Consider the following 15400-nt stretch of genomic DNA (forward strand, 5'->3'; position numbering starts at 1 on the left):
CCACGCTCAGGCTTTGGGGTCGGACTTGAAGATAAAAGTCGCGCGCGAGAAATAATTCCAGAAAAAAACGATCGCCGTCGCAGAAATCTTTGCAACCATCAAGTGGAACCCGTAGCCTCCGACAAGTATCTGCAGAACGATCAAGTTTATTCCCAATCCCAGAGCGCTAACCAGATATACGAGTGCCGCCTCTCGGCGACGTGAGTACCGAACCCCACTCTCGAAGACGTACCTTATGCTGACAATATAGTTCGTCAGTGTTGCCAACAAAAACGAGATGGTTGCAGCGATCTGATACTGCAATTGCAATTCATTCGCCAGACCCCAAAAGATGGACCAATCCACGAGTGCGGCGACGCCACCGGCGAATAAATAGCGAACGATCCTCATCGGAAGACATTGTATTTAATAATACAATAAAGCGCCCGCACCCCATCTCGCCAGCCTATTTTCTTACCCTCATCGTAGGTGCGACCATAATATGAAATGCCGACCTCGAAAATTCTGCACTTCAGTTTCGATATTTTTGCCGTAATTTCCGGCTCAAAGCCGAATCTGTTCTCTTCAATAGAAATCCCTTGAATTATTTCACGACGAAACACTTTGTAGCATGTTTCCATATCGGTCAGATTCAAGTTGGTGAACATATTTGACAGCGTTGTCAGTATTCCATTGCCGACGCGATGCCAGTAATAGAGAACTCGATGCGCATCGCTACCGAGAAATCGCGAACCGAAAACGATATCAGCCTTGTCGCGAAGGATTGGCTCTACGAGTCTTGAGTATTCGTTCGGGTCGTACTCGAGGTCGGCGTCCTGAATAATGACGATCTCACCGGTAGCCGCAGCAATGCCGGTTCGCAAGGCCGCACCCTTGCCTTGATTTATTTCGTGATAGATCACCTTGGCGACTTTGCCGGATGCTTCGATCTCGTCTCGAAGCTTTTGCCGGGTCCCATCCGTTGAGCAGTCATCGACGATGATGATCTCCTTGCTTGGATAAGGAGAGTCATTTACCGCCCTGATGATGGCGTCTATGGTGGCAAGTTCGTTGTAGCAAGGAATGACAATGGAAAGTTTCATTGTGGTGAATCGAGATGGATGTCGTTCTTTCTCGCGCGAATTCGGCATTCGCGTGCAAAGTCACGCCGGAGTTGAGGAATCTGAAGGCCGGTCGCAGCAATGCCGGCATGGAATTCATCAGCGCTGAATTCTGAAGATTCCGAGAATCGGTCGCCAGCGACTTCGAACTGTGGGCAAACCGGACAATATGCGCAGCGATGCGTCTGCTTGCACGGAAGTGGAATAACAAGCAATTCTAGGTGGAAGTCTGCTCAGACTTGGCGGTCGCGCATCAGCGCCAGATCAGATGGCGCGACACGGGCCACTCGCGCGTCCACATGGATGAGTGCACAGCGCGTTCATAGGCGAGCACTGCACGTTGATGCAAGCATGGGAAACCAAAACTCTGATGCCGGCCCAATGAGCCGTGGCAAATCAAGTGGGTCGAAAAGGGCGACTATTCGTACGCCACGAGCGTCGCGCAGTTGGGCAAGGTCGCCTGTGACTCCGCAATGCCTGCAAGCATCAGCATGATGCGGTCACCGTGTCAGCGCTCTCGTGCGAGAAGTGCGTCGAAATACTCGATCGTCCTTTTGAGTCCCTCGGCCAACGGCACCTGAGGCTCCCAACCTCCGAGGGCGGCCTTGGCAAGCGAACTGTCTGGGCAGCGTTGCTTTGGATCATCCGTCGGCAGTGGCAGGTGTCGCAGTTTGCTGCGAGAGCCGGTGAGGGCGATGACTTGCTCAGCCAACTCAAGCATCGAAAACTCCCCTGGATTGCCGATGTTCACGGGACCGGTGAAGTCGTCCGGAGTGTTCATCGTGCGGTCCATTGCCTCAATCAGGTCGTCCACGTAGCAAAAGCTGCGCGTTTGACTGCCGTTGCCGTAGATGGTGATGTCCTCGCCGTTGAGTGCCTGCACGATGAAGTTGGAAACAACGCGACCATCGTTCGGATGCATGCGCGGGCCGTAGGTGTTGAAAATCCTTACGACCTTGATGCGAAGGCGGTGCTGGCGGTAGTAGTCGAAGAACAGCGTTTCGGCACAGCGCTTGCCTTCGTCATAACAACTGCGTGGGCCGATGGGATTGACGCGCCCCCAATACGACTCCGGCTGCGGATGCACCTCCGGGTCGCCATACACCTCGCTGGTGGAGGCTTGAAGGATCTTGGCACGTACCCGCTTGGCCAAGCCCAGCATGTTGATGGCCCCGTGCACGCTGGTTTTGGTTGTCTGCACTGGATCGTACTGGTAGTGGATTGGGGAGGCCGGGCACGCCAGGTTGTAGATCTCGTCCACCTCGACATACAGAGGAAAGGTCACGTCATGACGCATCAGTTCGAAGCGAGGGCTGTCCAGCAGGTGCTCCACATTGCGCCGACTGCCGGTGAAGAAGTTGTCGAGACACAAGACGTCGTGCCCTTGCGAGACGAGGCGCTCGCACAGATGGCTGCCCAGAAAGCCGGCGCCGCCGGTCACGAGGATTCGTTTGGTCTGGTTGTACTGGCGCATCATGTTTCTCCGTTGGTCGCGACCCGAATTGCTGATTGTTACGTAGCCGATGACACCTCCGTAGCCCCACCTGTTTCCAGCAGGTGACGACGATCGATCCGCTATCGAACTGCTGTGCGGACGGATGCGAATGGTGTGCTTGTGTTCACCACGCGAGCGCGGGCAGAAGTTGTTCGGCGTCAAGATCGGCTTGAACCGCGCACGCGATGTCTTGAGAAATTCGACGCCCTGTGCGTCTTTGATTGCGCGGTCGCTCAAAGTGGAACAGGCACTCGTGCGCATCAGTCCGGCATTGGCCGAGACGTGCTCCCCGTTGAAGTGGACCTGGATGACCGGGGTCTGCCGGACAGCCGCCATGCGCGCACCCAAGTGGATCGGTAGCCGCTCTGTTGCGCTTGACGGCGCGCCGCTATTCAGGCAAGACGGGTCAGCGCTGGGTATTTCACATACGCCCCGACTGTGAGATAGCGGCCCTTGCTCCAATCCACCGGGGGAGCGACTCACCGGCAGGCCGATGCCTGCCGCCTGATCAGATGGACGTGCCGGCGATGACGCCACCGCCCAGACAGACCTCGCCGTCGTACAACACAGCCGACTGCCCCGGCGTCACGGCCCACTGCGGCTCGCCGAACTCGAGTGCGAACGCGCCGTTGGCATTCGGCGCCAACACGCAGGCCGCATCGCTCTGGCGGTAACGCGTCTTCGCAGCCAGCGCGCCGGGCGCAGGCGGCTCGCCGGAGATCCAGCTTGCATCGTCGGCCTCGACCCGCTGCGACTGCAGCCAGGGGTGGTCATGGCCCTGCACCACGTAGAGCGTGTTGCGTTCGAGGTCCTTGCGCGCGACGAACCAGGGCGCGTGCTCGCCGCCGCCACGCGGCACACCACGCTCCTTGACGCCACCGATGCCAATGCCCTTGCGCTGGCCCAGCGTGTAGAACGACAGGCCCACGTGTTCGCCCAGCGTGCGCCCGCGATCGTCGCGGATCGGCCCGGGCGTGTGGGCAAGGTAGCGGTTCAGGAACTCGCGGAACGGCCGCTCGCCGATGAAGCAGATGCCGGTCGAGTCCTTCTTTGCGGCCACCGGCAGCCCGATCTCGGCAGCGAGGCGGCGCACCGCGGTCTTCGGCAGCTCGCCGACCGGGAACAGCGTGCGCGACAGCTGGGCCTGCGTGAGGCGGTGCAGGAAATAGCTCTGGTCCTTGCTCGCGTCCAAGCCCTTGAGCAGTTCGAAGCGGCCGCCGGCCTCGCGCACCCGGGCACGGTCGAGCGCGCCGGCGCTCGACTCGTCATGAGGCCCATCGGGCATGCCCGGGTGCGCCGGTACACGGCGAACCCGGGCGTAATGTCCGGTCGCGATCTTGCCGGCGCCGAGCCGCAGCGCGTGGTCCAGAAAGGCCTTGAACTTGATCTCGGCATTGCACAGCACGTCCGGGTTCGGCGTGCGGCCCGCTTCGTACTCGCGCAGGAACTCGGCGAACACGCGGTCCCTGTACTCGGCGGCGAAGTTGACGTGCTCGATCTCGATCCCGATCACGTCGGCCACGCTCGCTGCGTCGAGGAAGTCCTGGCGCGACGAGCAGTACTCGTCATCGTCGTCGTCTTCCCAGTTCTTCATGAAGAGGCCGACAACCTCGTGCCCCTGCTGCTTCAGCAGCCAGGCGCTGACCGCGGAATCGACGCCGCCGCTCAAGCCCACCACCACCCTTTGCTTGCCCATGCTCAGGATTTTTCCACCGGATCGTAGAGGCCGGGGTCTACGAAGACCGTGCCGAGCGGATGGCGGACGCCGGCGAGGTGGTCGTCGACGTTGCGCTGCAGGGCCGGGCTGCGGTGGCGGTGGGTGTTGGCGCGGATCTCCTCGGGCGTCATCCACAGCGTGCGCAGGATGCCGCGGTCGAGCGCACGGCCGGGCACGGGCGTTCCCACGCTGCCGCAATAGGCGAAGCGCAGGTAGGTCACGTCCTCGTTGCGGGCGCTGCGGATGAAGCGCGACATGTAGACGCCGAGCAGTGCGGTCGGCGTGAAGACACAGGCCGTCTCCTCGAGCACCTCGCGCACCACCGCTTCGAGCAGCGACTCGCCGGGGTCGAGGTGGCCGGCCGGCTGGTTGAGGCACACGCCCTCGGGCGTTTGCTCTTCCACCAGCAGGAAACGGCCCTGGTTTTCGATGACCGCGGCCACGGTCACCGCGGGTTTCCATCTTTGTTTCATGCACGATCGTAAGGGCGGTCGGCTCCGGATTGTGTAAGCTCCGCCCCCAAACACGACAAGCCCCGAGGAGGCAGCACCATGCGCATAGGCGTGCCGCGCGAGACGGCAGCGGGAGAAACCCGCGTTGCCGCGACCCCCGAGACGGTCAAGAAGCTCAAGGCGCAGGGCCACGCACTGCAGGTGCAGGCCGGCGCCGGTCTCAGCGCCAGCGTCACCGACGAGGCCTATGCCGCGGCCGGCGCCGAGATCACCGACGCGGCCGGCGCCTTCGGCTGCCCGCTGGTGCTGAAGGTGCGCGCGCCCTCGGCGGCCGAGCGCGCGCTGATGCCGGCCTCGACCGCCCTGGTCGGCATGCTCAATCCCTTCGACCAGGGCGGCCTGCAGGGCCTGGCCGACGCCAGGCTCACCGCCTTCGCGCTCGAAGCCGCGCCGCGCACCACGCGCGCGCAGAGCATGGACGTGCTGTCCTCGCAGGCCAACCTGGCCGGCTACAAGGCGGTGATGATCGCGGCCGACCAGTACCAGCGCATCTTCCCGATGCTGATGACCGCCGCCGGCACCGTGAAGGCCGCCCGGGTGGTGATCCTGGGCGTCGGCGTGGCCGGCCTGCAGGCCATCGCCACCGCCAAGCGCCTGGGCGCCGTCATCGAGGCCAGCGACGTGCGGCCCTCGGTGAAGGAGCAGGTCGAGTCGCTGGGCGCCAAGTTCATCGACGTGCCCTACGAGACGCCCGAAGAGAAGGAAGCCGCCGAGGGCGTGGGCGGCTACGCCCGCCCGATGCCGCCGTCCTGGCTGGAGCGCCAGAAGGTCGAGGTCGCCAAACGCGTGGCCGCGGCCGATATCGTGATCACCACCGCGCTGATCCCGGGCCGCCCGGCGCCGGTGCTGGTGACCGAGGACATGGTCAAGGCCATGAAGCCCGGCTCGGTGATCGTCGACATGGCCGCTCCCCAGGGCGGCAACTGCCCGCTGACCGAGGCCGGCCGCACGGTGGTGAAGCACGGCGTCACGCTGGTCGGCGAGACCAACCTGCCGGCGCTGGTGGCGGCCGACGCATCGGCGCTGTATGCGCGCAACGTGCTCGACTTCCTGAAGCTGGTGCTCGAGAAGGACGCCGCGGCGCTGAAGATCGACCTCGAGGACGACATCGTCAAGGCCTGCCTGATGTGCCGCGACGGGCAGCTCCTGAGGGTCTGACATGAACCACCGCGTCATGCTGCGCGCGAAGCTGCACCGCGCGACCGTCACCGAGGCCGACCTGCACTACGAAGGCTCCTGCGGCATCGATGCGACGCTGCTCGAAGCCGCCGACATGCGCGAGTTCGAGCAGATCGAGCTCTACAACATCAACAACGGCGAGCGCTTCTCCACCTACATCATCCCCGCGCCGCCCGGCTCGGGCGTGATCTCGCTCAACGGCGCTGCGGCGCGCAAGGCGCACGTGGGCGACCTGCTGATCATCTGCACCTACGCGCCGATGAGCGAGGACGAGGTGCGCAGCCACAAGCCCAAGGTGGTGCTGCTCGGCGCGGGCAACCGCATCGACTCGGTCCGCAAGTTCTGATTCCCAGGAGACCCGCCATGGACACCGTCAGTCCGACCCTCATCAACCTGATCATCTTCGTGCTGGCCATCTACGTCGGCTACCACGTGGTGTGGACCGTCACGCCGGCGCTGCACACGCCGCTGATGGCGGTGACCAACGCGATCTCGGCGATCGTGATCGTCGGCGCGATGCTCGCCGCCGCCTTGACCGAGACCACGCTGGGCAAGACCATGGGCACGCTGGCGGTCGCGCTGGCCGCCGTCAACGTGTTCGGCGGCTTCCTCGTCACGCGGCGCATGCTGGAGATGTTCAGGAAGAAGGACAAGAAAGCGCCGGCCGCGAAGGAGGGTGCCAAGTGAGCTTGAACCTCGTCACCCTGCTCTACCTGGTCGCCAGCGTCTGCTTCATCCAGGCGCTCAAGGGCCTGTCGCACCCCACCAGTTCGATCCGCGGCAACCTGTTCGGCATGGTCGGCATGGCCATCGCCGTGCTGACGACCGCGGCGCTGATCATCAAGCTGGCCGCCGGCTCGGCGTTCGGCATGAGCTGGGTGCTGCTCGGCCTGGTGGTCGGGGGCGGCTACGGCGCCTACCGGGCCAGGACAGTCGAGATGACCAAGATGCCCGAGCTGGTGGCCTTCTTCCACAGCATGATCGGCCTGGCCGCGGTGTTCATCGCCGTCGCCGCGGTGGCCGAACCCCATGCCTTCGGCATCGTCGCCAAGGGCGCGCCCATCCCCAGCGGCAACCGGCTCGAACTTTTCCTCGGCGCGGCCATCGGCGCGATCACCTTCAGCGGCTCGGTCATCGCCTTCGGCAAGCTCTCGGGCACCTACAAGTTCCGCCTGTTCCAGGGCGCACCGGTGAGCTTCCCCGGCCAGCACAAGCTCAACCTGGTGCTGGGCCTGCTGACCATCGGCCTCGGGCTGCTGTTCATGGCCAGCGGGAACTGGGCGGCCTTCTTCGCGATGCTGGCGCTGGCCTTCGTGCTCGGCGTGACGATCATCATCCCGATCGGCGGCGCGGACATGCCGGTGGTGGTGTCGATGCTCAACAGCTACTCGGGCTGGGCGGCGGCCGGCATCGGCTTCTCGCTGAACAACAGCATGCTGATCATCGCCGGCAGCCTGGTGGGGTCCTCGGGGGCGATCCTGAGCTACATCATGTGCAAGGCGATGAACCGCTCGTTCTTCAACGTGATCCTGGGCGGCTTCGGCGGCGACGCGACGGCCGCCACGCCCGGCAAGAGCGAAGCACGGCCGGTCAAGAGCGGCAGCGCCGACGACGCGGCCTTCATCCTGGGCAACGCCGAGACGGTGGTGATCGTGCCGGGCTACGGCCTGGCGGTGGCGCGCGCGCAGCACGCCGTCAAGGAGCTGGCCGAGAAGCTCACGCACAAGGGCATCACGGTGAAGTACGCGATCCACCCGGTGGCCGGGCGCATGCCGGGCCACATGAACGTGCTGCTGGCCGAGGCCGAGGTGCCCTACGACCAGGTGTTCGAGATGGAGGACATCAACGGCGAGTTCGGCCAGGCCGACGTGGCCATCGTCCTGGGCGCCAACGACGTGGTGAACCCGGCCGCGCTGACCAAGGGCAGCCCGATCTACGGCATGCCGATCCTGGAGGTCTACAAGGCCAAGACCGTGATCGTCAACAAGCGCTCGATGGCCGCCGGCTACGCCGGCCTGGACAACGAGCTCTTCTACATGGACAAGACCATGATGGTCTTCGGCGACGCGAAGAAGGTGGTCGAGGACATGGTCAAGGCCGTCGAATGAACTCGCGGCAAGGCCCCGGAGCCCTTCGGGGCCTTGCCCGAGGCCAGGCAGCCCGCTCCGGCACGAGCTATCGCATTCCCTGAGAGGGGCTCGTCAGCGCGAAGTCAGAATGACTTTTCGCACAGGAACTTGCCCATGGACCCCGTTTGGCTCAAGCACTACCCGGCCGGCGTGCCGCACAGCATCGACGTCCGGCAGTACCCCTCGCTGGTCGCGCTGCTCGAGGACAGCTTCAAGAAGTACCGCGAACTGCCCGCCTACAAGTTCATGGGCAAGGCCCTCAGCTTCGGGCGAACGGACGAACTCTCGCGCGCCTTCGCGGCCTACTTGCAGAGCCTGGGCCTGATCGCGGGTGACCGCGTCGCGGTGATGATGCCCAACGTGCCGCAGTACCCTGTCGCGGTCGCGGCGATCCTGCGCGCCGGCTGCGTGGTGGTCAACGTGAATCCGCTGTACACCCCTCGCGAGCTGGAGCACCAGCTGAAGGACTCGGGCGCGAAGGCCATCGTGATCCTGGAGAACTTTGCACACGTGCTGCAGAAGGTGCTGCCGGCGGTGCCGACCAAGAAGGTGGTGCTCACCGCGCTCGGCGACCTGCTCGGCTTTCCGAAGTCGCTGCTCGTCAACACCGTGGTGCGTCGAGTCAAGAAGATGGTGCCGGCCTTCGAGCTGCCGGGCGCGGCGCGCTTCAACGATGCACTGGCCGCCGGCCGCGACCAGGCCTACACGCCGGCGAAGGTCGGTCCGGACGACATCGCCGTGCTGCAGTACACCGGCGGCACCACCGGCGTGAGCAAGGGCGCGGTGCTGCTGCACCGCCACCTGGTCGCCAACATCCTGCAGTCCGAGGCCTGGTACCAGCCGGCGCTGAAGAAGATCCCGGCCGGCGAGCAGATCAACACCGCGTGCGCGCTGCCGATCTATCACATCTTCGGCTTCAACACGAACATGATGCTGGGCATGCGCATGGGCGGCTGCAACATCCTGATCGCCAACCCGCGCGACCTGCGGACGATGTTCAAGCAGCTCAGGGGCGAGAAGATCCACAGCTTCCCGGCCGTCAACACGCTGTTCAGCGCGATGGCCCACCACCCCGATTTCGGCAGCGTCGACTGGCGCCACCTGAAGATCTCCGTCGGCGGCGGCATGGCGGTGCAGAGCGCCACCGCGAAGCTCTGGCTCGACAAGACCGGCTGCCCGATCGTCGAAGGCTACGGCTTGTCCGAGACCTCGCCGACGGCCACCTGCAACCCGGTCGACAGCACCGCATTCAGCGGCAACATCGGCCTGCCGATGCCCAACACCCTGCTCAAGCTGATCGACGACGACGGCAACGAGGTGCCCCCGGGCATGCCGGGCGAGATCGCGATCAAGGGCCCGCAGGTGATGGCCGGCTACTGGCAACGACCCGACGAAACCGCGAAGGTCATGACGGCCGACGGCTACTTCCGCTCCGGCGACATCGGCATCGTCGACGAGCGCGGCTACTTCAAGATCGTGGACCGCAAGAAGGACATGATCCTGGTGAGCGGCTTCAACGTCTACCCGAACGAGGTGGAAGACGTGGTGACGCAGATGCCCGGCGTGCTGGAATGCGCAGCGATCGGCGTGGCCGATGCGAAATGCGGCGAGGCCGTCAAGCTCGTGATCGTGCGCAGCGACCCCGCCGTGACTGAAGCGCAGGTGCGTGCCTACTGCGAGGCCAACCTGACCGGCTACAAGCGGCCCAGGACGGTGGAATTCCGCACCGAGCTGCCCAAGACGCCGGTCGGCAAGGTCCTGCGCCGTGAGTTGCGCGACAAGACGTGAGCACCGGCGACGCGCGGTGTGCGCCGCGTCACGGGCCCTGTTCAATTGTGCCGGTCGAAGCCGGATGCAACCGAATGCGCCCCGTACACTGTGAGCAGAACCCTGTCGAGGCAGAGCAAGCTGTTGATGCACGATGGCCGATCGCTACACGAAGACTGAGATCGGCCGAGCCGAAATCCGCGCCCGCGTCCACGCGCTGACGCGCACCGCGCGCAACCTGCTGCTGATCATCGATCCCAGCCGTGACGGCGTCAGCTGGGTGTCGATGGTGCAGGGCGCCACCGCCGCGGACCTGCAGACCCTGGTCGATGCCGGACTGGTGGCGCTGCTCGGCGGCCCGAGCATCACGACAGGCGCGCCCGTCGAACCCGAACCGACCGCCGCTGCGGCCCTGGCGCCGGCCACCGCGCCGGGCACACTGGCGGAATCGGCACTGTCCTACTCGGACCTCTACGACCTGCTGCCCAGCCTGGCGAAACAGCACCTGGGCCTGATGAAAGGCTACCGTTTCGTGCTGGCCATCGAGAAGGCCTCGGGCCTGGCCGGCCTGCAGCAGGTGGCGCAGGACCTGGTGGCCGAGGTCGAGCGCGCCAAGGGCGCGGCGGTCGCCCGCGCCGTGCGGCGCGCCTTGCTGCTGCCCTGAGCGGCGCTGAACCACCGAGCCCGCGATGGGACTTCGCTTTGCCCTCGTCACGGCCATCGATGAGGAACTCCGCACCCTGCTCGGCGCGCTCCAGGCGCCGGTGACCGAGCACCACGCTGGCCGCGCCTTCCATCGCGGCCAGCTCGACGGGCACGAGGTGGTGCTGGTGCGCTCCGGCATCGGCAAAGTGGCCGCGGCCAGCACGGCACTGCTGCTGGCCGACCGCTACGGCGTCGACGCGCTGGTGTTCACCGGCGTGGCCGGCGCGCTGCAACCCGGCGCCGCGATCGGCGACGTGGTCGTGGCGCGCGAGCTGCTGCAGCACGACATGGACGCCTCGCCGCTGTTCCCGCGCCACGAGGTGCCACTCACCGGCCGCTCGCGCTTCCCGACCGACGCCGACCTGAGCGACGCGCTGGCGCTGGCCGCGCGCGACGCGCTGGAGGCCGAGCGCATCGGGCTGGACTCCAGCTTCGCGGCGCTCGGCATCGACCGCCTGCGCGTGCACGAAGGCCTGGTGGTCAGCGGCGACCGTTTCGTCGCCACCGCGCTGGAGCGCACCGCGCTGCGCACCGAACTGCCGGACGCGCTGGCGGTCGAGATGGAAGGCGCGGCCGTGGCCCAGGTCTGCCACGACTGCGACCTGCCCTTCGCGGTGCTGCGCACGCTGTCCGACTGCGCCGACGACAGCGCGCACGTGGACTTCGGCCGCTTCGTCGCCGAGGTGGCCGGCCCGCTGGCCGCCGCCATCGTGCGCACCTGGCTGCGCCGCGTCGAGCCGGCGTGAGCCCTGCGCTCGCCCGGCTGCTGCGCGCACTGCGCGCGATCGCCGGCACGCCGATCGCGCTGCTGATCCTGTTCGAGGAATGGGGCTGGCAGCCCCTGTCGCGCGCGCTCGGCCGTCTGGCGCGCTGGGCACCGGTCGCGCGCCTGGAAGACCGCCTGCGGCAGGTGCCGCCACCGCTCGCCCTGGCCCTGTTCCTCGCGCCGGCGCTGGGCTTGCTGCCCGTCAAGCTGCTCGCGCTGTGGCTGGTCCACGCCGGTCATGCGGCGCTGGGCCTGGCGCTGATCGTCGCGGCCAAGCTGCTCGGCACCGCCCTGCTCGGCCGCCTGTTCGTGCTGACCGAGCCGCAGCTGCGCCACTATCGCTGGCTGGCGCGAGCCCTCGACGCCTGGTCCGCCTACAAGCAACACGTCAAGGCCTGGTGGCGCTCGACGGCGGCTTGGCGCGCGATCGAGCGCATCGGTCAGGGCTGGCGTCGGCGCTGGCGGCGCTGGCTTGCAACTCGCAGCGACTGAACAGCTCTCTCGCTTCGGCGGCAATGCTCATGCGGCATTGCGTTCAAACGCATCAGATCGAAGATTGGGGCAGGGCTGGTTGCGGTGTTCTTGTTCGGTACGCTGACTGTCAAGCGTCAGCGGGAGCGCTGCGCCGGGGTTTGACTGCCGTGACAGGCGCCGGGTGATCGGACACGGGTGAACGCGACTTGGTTGTCAGGCCAGCAGCCAGCGCGCCAGCCACGGCAGCAGCAACGCACCGGCGATGCCGTGCAGCCCCATCGCCAGGCTGGCGTAGGCGCCCGCGCGCGGGTTGATCGACCAAGCCCGGGCCGTGCCGATGCCGTGCGCCGCGAGACCGGCCGCAAAGCCGCGCGCCGCCCAGTCGCGCACGCCCATCGCGTTGAGCAGCGGCGTGACGATCAGCGCGCCGACGATGCCGGTCGTGACCGCGAACACCGCCGCCAGCGTGGCCGAGCCGCCGATGCGCTCTGCGATGCCCATCGCGATCGGCGCGGTCACCGACTTCGGCAGCAGCGAGGCCAGGATCAGCTTCGATCCGCCCAGCGCCCAGGCCGTGCCGAGCGCCACGGCGATGGACACCGTGCCGCCGAGCAGCAGCGCCAGCAGCAGCGTGCCGGCCCGCGCGCGCAGCTCCGGCCACAGCCGCGCCAGTGGTACCGCGAGTGCGACCGTCGCGGTGCCGAGCAGGAAGTGCACGAACTGCGCGCCCTCGAAGTAGCGGCGGTAAGGCGTGCCGGTGAGCGCCAGCACCGCGATGATGGCGAGCACCGCCCACAGCACCGGGTTGGCCAGCGGGTGCCGGCCGCTGCGCGCCGACACGCGCTCGGCCAGCACGTAGGCGCCGAGCGTCAAGGTCAGCCCGAACAGCGGTGTCGCGGCGAGGTAAACCCAGACCTCGGCCAGCGGCTCGAGTGCGTCGCTGAGGCCGACCGGCAGCGTCAGCGCACGATCGCTCACGGCGCCTGCTCCTCGTCGGGGGCCGGCCCCAGCCGGCGCGCCAGAAACCAGGCCGTCACCGCGATCGCCGCGGCGGTGCTGGCCATCAGCGCCACCACCCAGGCCAGGCCCTCGCGCACCAGCGGTTCCCAGTACAGCATCACGCCGACCGCCGCGGGAATGAAGAAGATCGACAGGTGCGCCAGCAGGCCGTCGGCCGCCTGCTCCAGCGGCGCCCAGACCGGCTTGCACAGACGCTGGCGCAGCAGCAGGGTCGCGAGCAGCGCGACCAACCCGATCACCGGCCCCGGCACCGGCGCGTGCGTGAGCTGCGCGATCGCCTCGCCGAGCGACTGGAACAGCAGCAGCGCGGCGAGGCCCTGAATCATGTGGATCGCCGCGGCATCAGGTGGCCAGCCGGTCGGGTGTCCAGTCGAATTCCATCTGTCGCGCGGTGGCAAGCGCAAGTTCGCGTCCCGCCGTGCGTTCGACCAGGTGCAGGCTCATGTCGATGCCCGCCGAAATGCCGGCCGACGTGACGACCGCGCCCTCATCGACCCAGCGGCGGCCTTCGAGCACCACGAGTTGCGGGTGCAGCGCGCGCAGCTCGGCGATGTCTTCCCAATGCGTCGTGACGCAGCGCCCGGCCAGCAGCCCGGCCTGGGCCAGCAGGAAAGCGCCGGTGCAGACCGAGGCCGTGAGCTCGGCACGCGCCGCACAGGCGAGCAGCCAAGGCGCCACCGCCGGCCGCGCCAGTTCGGCCGCCACCACGCCGCCGGGCACGATCAGCAGGTCGATCGGCGGGTGAGCGTCCAGACCGTGGTCGATCTGCACCCGCAGGCCGGCGCGGGCCCGGACCATCGATCCGGGCGCGCCCGGGCCGACCGTGAAGACCTCGTAGGCGGCGGGGGCCGCCGGCAGGCGCCGCCGCTGCACGCGGCTCGCCGTGGTGAAGACCTCGTAGGGCCCGGCAAAGTCGAGCACCTCGACGTCATCGAACACGAAGATGCCGACGCGCCGCGTCATCGGGCGGCTGCCTGCGCCGCGCCCGGCAGCGCTGCAATCACCTGCGCCACCGCGGCCGTGAGCCGTTTGCCGTAGGGCACGTGCAGGAACTCGTTCGGGCCGTGCGCGTTGCTCTTCGGGCCCAGCACGCCGCAGACCATCATCTGGGCCTTCGGAAAGCCCCGCTGCAGCAGGCTCATCAGCGGGATCGTGCCGCCCTGCCCGATGTAGCCGCAGGGGGCGCCGTAGTGCGCACGCGAGGCGGACTGCAGCGCGTGCTCGAGCCAGGGCTCGATCGGCGGCGCGTTCCAGCCGCTGGCACCCCAGGCGCCGACCCGGCCGTCGGGCGCGAACGTGACCTTGGCGTTGTAGGGCGCGTTGTCTTCGAGCAGCGCCTTGAGCCGCACCGCCGCGTCGTGGCCGTCGACCAGCGGCGGCAGGCGCAGGCTCAGCTTGAAGGCCGTGACCGGCCGCAGCACGTTGCCGGCGTCGGCGATCGCCGGCAGGCCGGCAGCGCCGGTCACGCTGAGGGAGGGCCGCCAGGTGCGGTTCAGCAGCGCCTCGGTCGGGTCGGTGGTCATCGGCAGCACGGGGCCACCATCGGCGCCGCAGGCCCAGGGAAAGCGTTTCCAGACCGCGTCGCCCAGCACGCGGGCGGTCTCGCGCGCCTGCGCCGTGCGCTCGGCCGGGATCTCGCAGTGCAGGCTCTGCGGCAGCAGCCGGCCGGTGGCCGCATCTTCGAGGCGGTCGAGCAGCTGGCGCAGCACGCGCAGGCTCGATGGCACGATGCCGCTCGAATCGCCGGAGTGCACCCCTTCGCTCAGCACCTCGACCTCGAGCGTTCCCGTGACATTCCCGCGCAGCGACGTGGTGAGCCAGAGTTGGTCGTAGTTGCCGGCGCCCGAGTCGAGGCAGACCACCAGACTCACGTCGCCGAGCCGCGCCTTCAGCGCGTCGATGTAGGCCGGCAGGTCGCCGGAGCCGGACTCCTCGCAGGTCTCGATCAGGCCCACGCAGCGCGGCCGCGGAACGCCTTGCACGTCGAGTGCCTTCAGCGCCGCGGTGGCCGCATAGACCGCGTAGCCGTCGTCGGCGCCACCGCGGCCGTACAGCAGGCCGTCCTCGTACTTCGGCGTCCAGGGACCGAGGTCGGCGCGCCAGCCGCTGAACTCCGGCTGCTTGTCGAGGTGGCCGTAAAGCAGCACGGTCGGCGCCCCGCGCTCGTTGCCGCCAGGCGTGGTGGCCGGCAGCTCGAAGAAGATCACCGGCGTGCGCAGGCCGCCGTCGGCCTCGCTCAACTGCAGCACTTCGAGCTTCAGGCCGGCGAGCCCTTGCTGCTCGACCCAGTGCGCGGCGCGGCGCACCACGCGGTCGATGTGGCCGTGTGCCGCCCAGTCGGCATCGAACATCGGGCTCTTGGCCGGGACGGCGATGTAATCGATGAGTTCGGGCAGGATCTGCCTGTCCCAGGCCTCGTCGACGAAGCCCTGCAGAGCGCCGGCATCGAGGCCGGGCAGGCGGTCGGGAGCGTTCATGGCAGCGTGCTGATCGCGCAGGGGGTGGGGTTGCGGCCAGTATAGGCAGCCCCCCCCGG

General features: G+C 67.1%; 17 protein-coding genes. 8 read left to right on the plus strand and 9 right to left on the minus strand.

The window, feature by feature from the left end; all coding sequences use genetic code 11:
* Positions 1–6: 6 nt before the first annotated feature.
* The 5 genes from ACQY9S_RS15100 to ACQY9S_RS15120 form a co-directional block, all read right to left on the minus strand.
* Positions 7–390 carry a GtrA family protein gene (locus ACQY9S_RS15100; protein ID WP_428420663.1) on the minus strand — a complete coding sequence of 128 codons (384 nt, stop codon included), beginning with the start codon at positions 388–390 and terminating at the stop codon, positions 7–9.
* Positions 387–1082 carry a glycosyltransferase family 2 protein gene (locus tag ACQY9S_RS15105; RefSeq protein ID WP_428420665.1) on the minus strand — a complete coding sequence of 232 codons (696 nt, stop codon included), beginning with the start codon at positions 1080–1082 and terminating at the stop codon, positions 387–389. Before ACQY9S_RS15105 ends, ACQY9S_RS15100 begins: the two co-directional genes overlap by 4 nt.
* A gap of 526 nt (positions 1083–1608) precedes the next feature.
* On the minus strand, positions 1609–2574 hold the full coding sequence (locus ACQY9S_RS15110; RefSeq protein WP_428425771.1) for a UDP-glucuronic acid decarboxylase family protein: 966 nt from the start codon (positions 2572–2574) through the stop codon (positions 1609–1611).
* A gap of 529 nt (positions 2575–3103) precedes the next feature.
* Positions 3104–4291: a tRNA 2-thiouridine(34) synthase MnmA gene (gene mnmA / locus ACQY9S_RS15115; RefSeq protein WP_428420667.1), complete on the minus strand. Its 1188-nt coding sequence runs from the start codon at positions 4289–4291 to the stop codon at positions 3104–3106.
* Between the two features lie 2 nt (positions 4292–4293).
* Entirely contained in the window at positions 4294–4785 is a 492-nt protein-coding gene (locus ACQY9S_RS15120; protein WP_428420668.1) for an NUDIX hydrolase, read from the minus strand.
* A gap of 78 nt (positions 4786–4863) precedes the next feature.
* Between ACQY9S_RS15120 and ACQY9S_RS15125 the strand changes: the two genes are divergently transcribed.
* The 8 genes from ACQY9S_RS15125 (at position 4864) to ACQY9S_RS15160 (ending at position 11862) form a co-directional block, all read left to right on the plus strand.
* Positions 4864–5982 carry a Re/Si-specific NAD(P)(+) transhydrogenase subunit alpha gene (locus ACQY9S_RS15125; RefSeq protein ID WP_428420670.1) on the plus strand — a complete coding sequence of 373 codons (1119 nt, stop codon included), beginning with the start codon at positions 4864–4866 and terminating at the stop codon, positions 5980–5982.
* 1 nt (position 5983) lies between these two features.
* Positions 5984–6349 (plus strand): aspartate 1-decarboxylase, encoded by a 366-nt coding sequence (panD, locus tag ACQY9S_RS15130; protein WP_428420672.1) that lies wholly within the window; start codon positions 5984–5986, stop codon positions 6347–6349.
* Between the two features lie 17 nt (positions 6350–6366).
* On the plus strand, positions 6367–6690 hold the full coding sequence (locus tag ACQY9S_RS15135) for an NAD(P) transhydrogenase subunit alpha (RefSeq protein WP_428420674.1): 324 nt from the start codon (positions 6367–6369) through the stop codon (positions 6688–6690).
* Entirely contained in the window at positions 6687–8111 is a 1425-nt protein-coding gene (locus ACQY9S_RS15140) for an NAD(P)(+) transhydrogenase (Re/Si-specific) subunit beta (protein ID WP_428420676.1), read from the plus strand. Before ACQY9S_RS15135 ends, ACQY9S_RS15140 begins: the two co-directional genes overlap by 4 nt.
* Before the next feature lie 135 nt (positions 8112–8246).
* Positions 8247–9920, plus strand: a complete 1674-nt coding sequence (locus tag ACQY9S_RS15145; protein WP_428420677.1) for a long-chain-fatty-acid--CoA ligase — start codon at positions 8247–8249, stop codon at positions 9918–9920.
* Positions 9921–10053: 133 nt separating this feature from the next.
* Positions 10054–10563 carry a hypothetical protein gene (locus tag ACQY9S_RS15150; protein ID WP_428420679.1) on the plus strand — a complete coding sequence of 170 codons (510 nt, stop codon included), beginning with the start codon at positions 10054–10056 and terminating at the stop codon, positions 10561–10563.
* 25 nt (positions 10564–10588) lie between these two features.
* On the plus strand, positions 10589–11350 hold the full coding sequence (locus tag ACQY9S_RS15155; protein ID WP_428420681.1) for a 5'-methylthioadenosine/adenosylhomocysteine nucleosidase: 762 nt from the start codon (positions 10589–10591) through the stop codon (positions 11348–11350).
* Positions 11347–11862 (plus strand): hypothetical protein, encoded by a 516-nt coding sequence (locus ACQY9S_RS15160; protein WP_428420683.1) that lies wholly within the window; start codon positions 11347–11349, stop codon positions 11860–11862. The genes ACQY9S_RS15155 and ACQY9S_RS15160 overlap by 4 nt, the downstream gene beginning before the upstream one ends.
* Positions 11863–12057: 195 nt before the next feature.
* Here the strand turns inward: ACQY9S_RS15160 and ACQY9S_RS15165 are convergent, their stop codons facing one another.
* The 4 genes from ACQY9S_RS15165 to ACQY9S_RS15180 are packed head-to-tail and all read right to left on the minus strand — an operon-like array spanning position 12058 to position 15341.
* The gene (locus ACQY9S_RS15165) at positions 12058–12822 is read right to left on the minus strand and encodes an LrgB family protein (RefSeq protein ID WP_428420684.1); all 765 of its coding nucleotides are present in this window, start codon (positions 12820–12822) and stop codon (positions 12058–12060) included.
* A complete protein-coding gene (locus ACQY9S_RS15170; protein WP_428420686.1) occupies positions 12819–13190 on the minus strand; it encodes a CidA/LrgA family protein in 372 nt (123 codons plus the stop codon). Before ACQY9S_RS15170 ends, ACQY9S_RS15165 begins: the two co-directional genes overlap by 4 nt.
* 16 nt (positions 13191–13206) lie before the next feature.
* Positions 13207–13827, minus strand: a complete 621-nt coding sequence (locus ACQY9S_RS15175; protein WP_428420688.1) for a DJ-1/PfpI family protein — start codon at positions 13825–13827, stop codon at positions 13207–13209.
* Positions 13824–15341: a M20 family metallopeptidase gene (locus tag ACQY9S_RS15180; RefSeq protein ID WP_428420690.1), complete on the minus strand. Its 1518-nt coding sequence runs from the start codon at positions 15339–15341 to the stop codon at positions 13824–13826. The genes ACQY9S_RS15175 and ACQY9S_RS15180 overlap by 4 nt, the downstream gene beginning before the upstream one ends.
* Between the last annotated feature and the right edge of the window lie 59 nt (positions 15342–15400).

The organism is Methylibium sp. (assembly GCF_965279545.1).
GTDB lineage: Bacteria > Pseudomonadota > Gammaproteobacteria > Burkholderiales > Burkholderiaceae_C > Methylibium.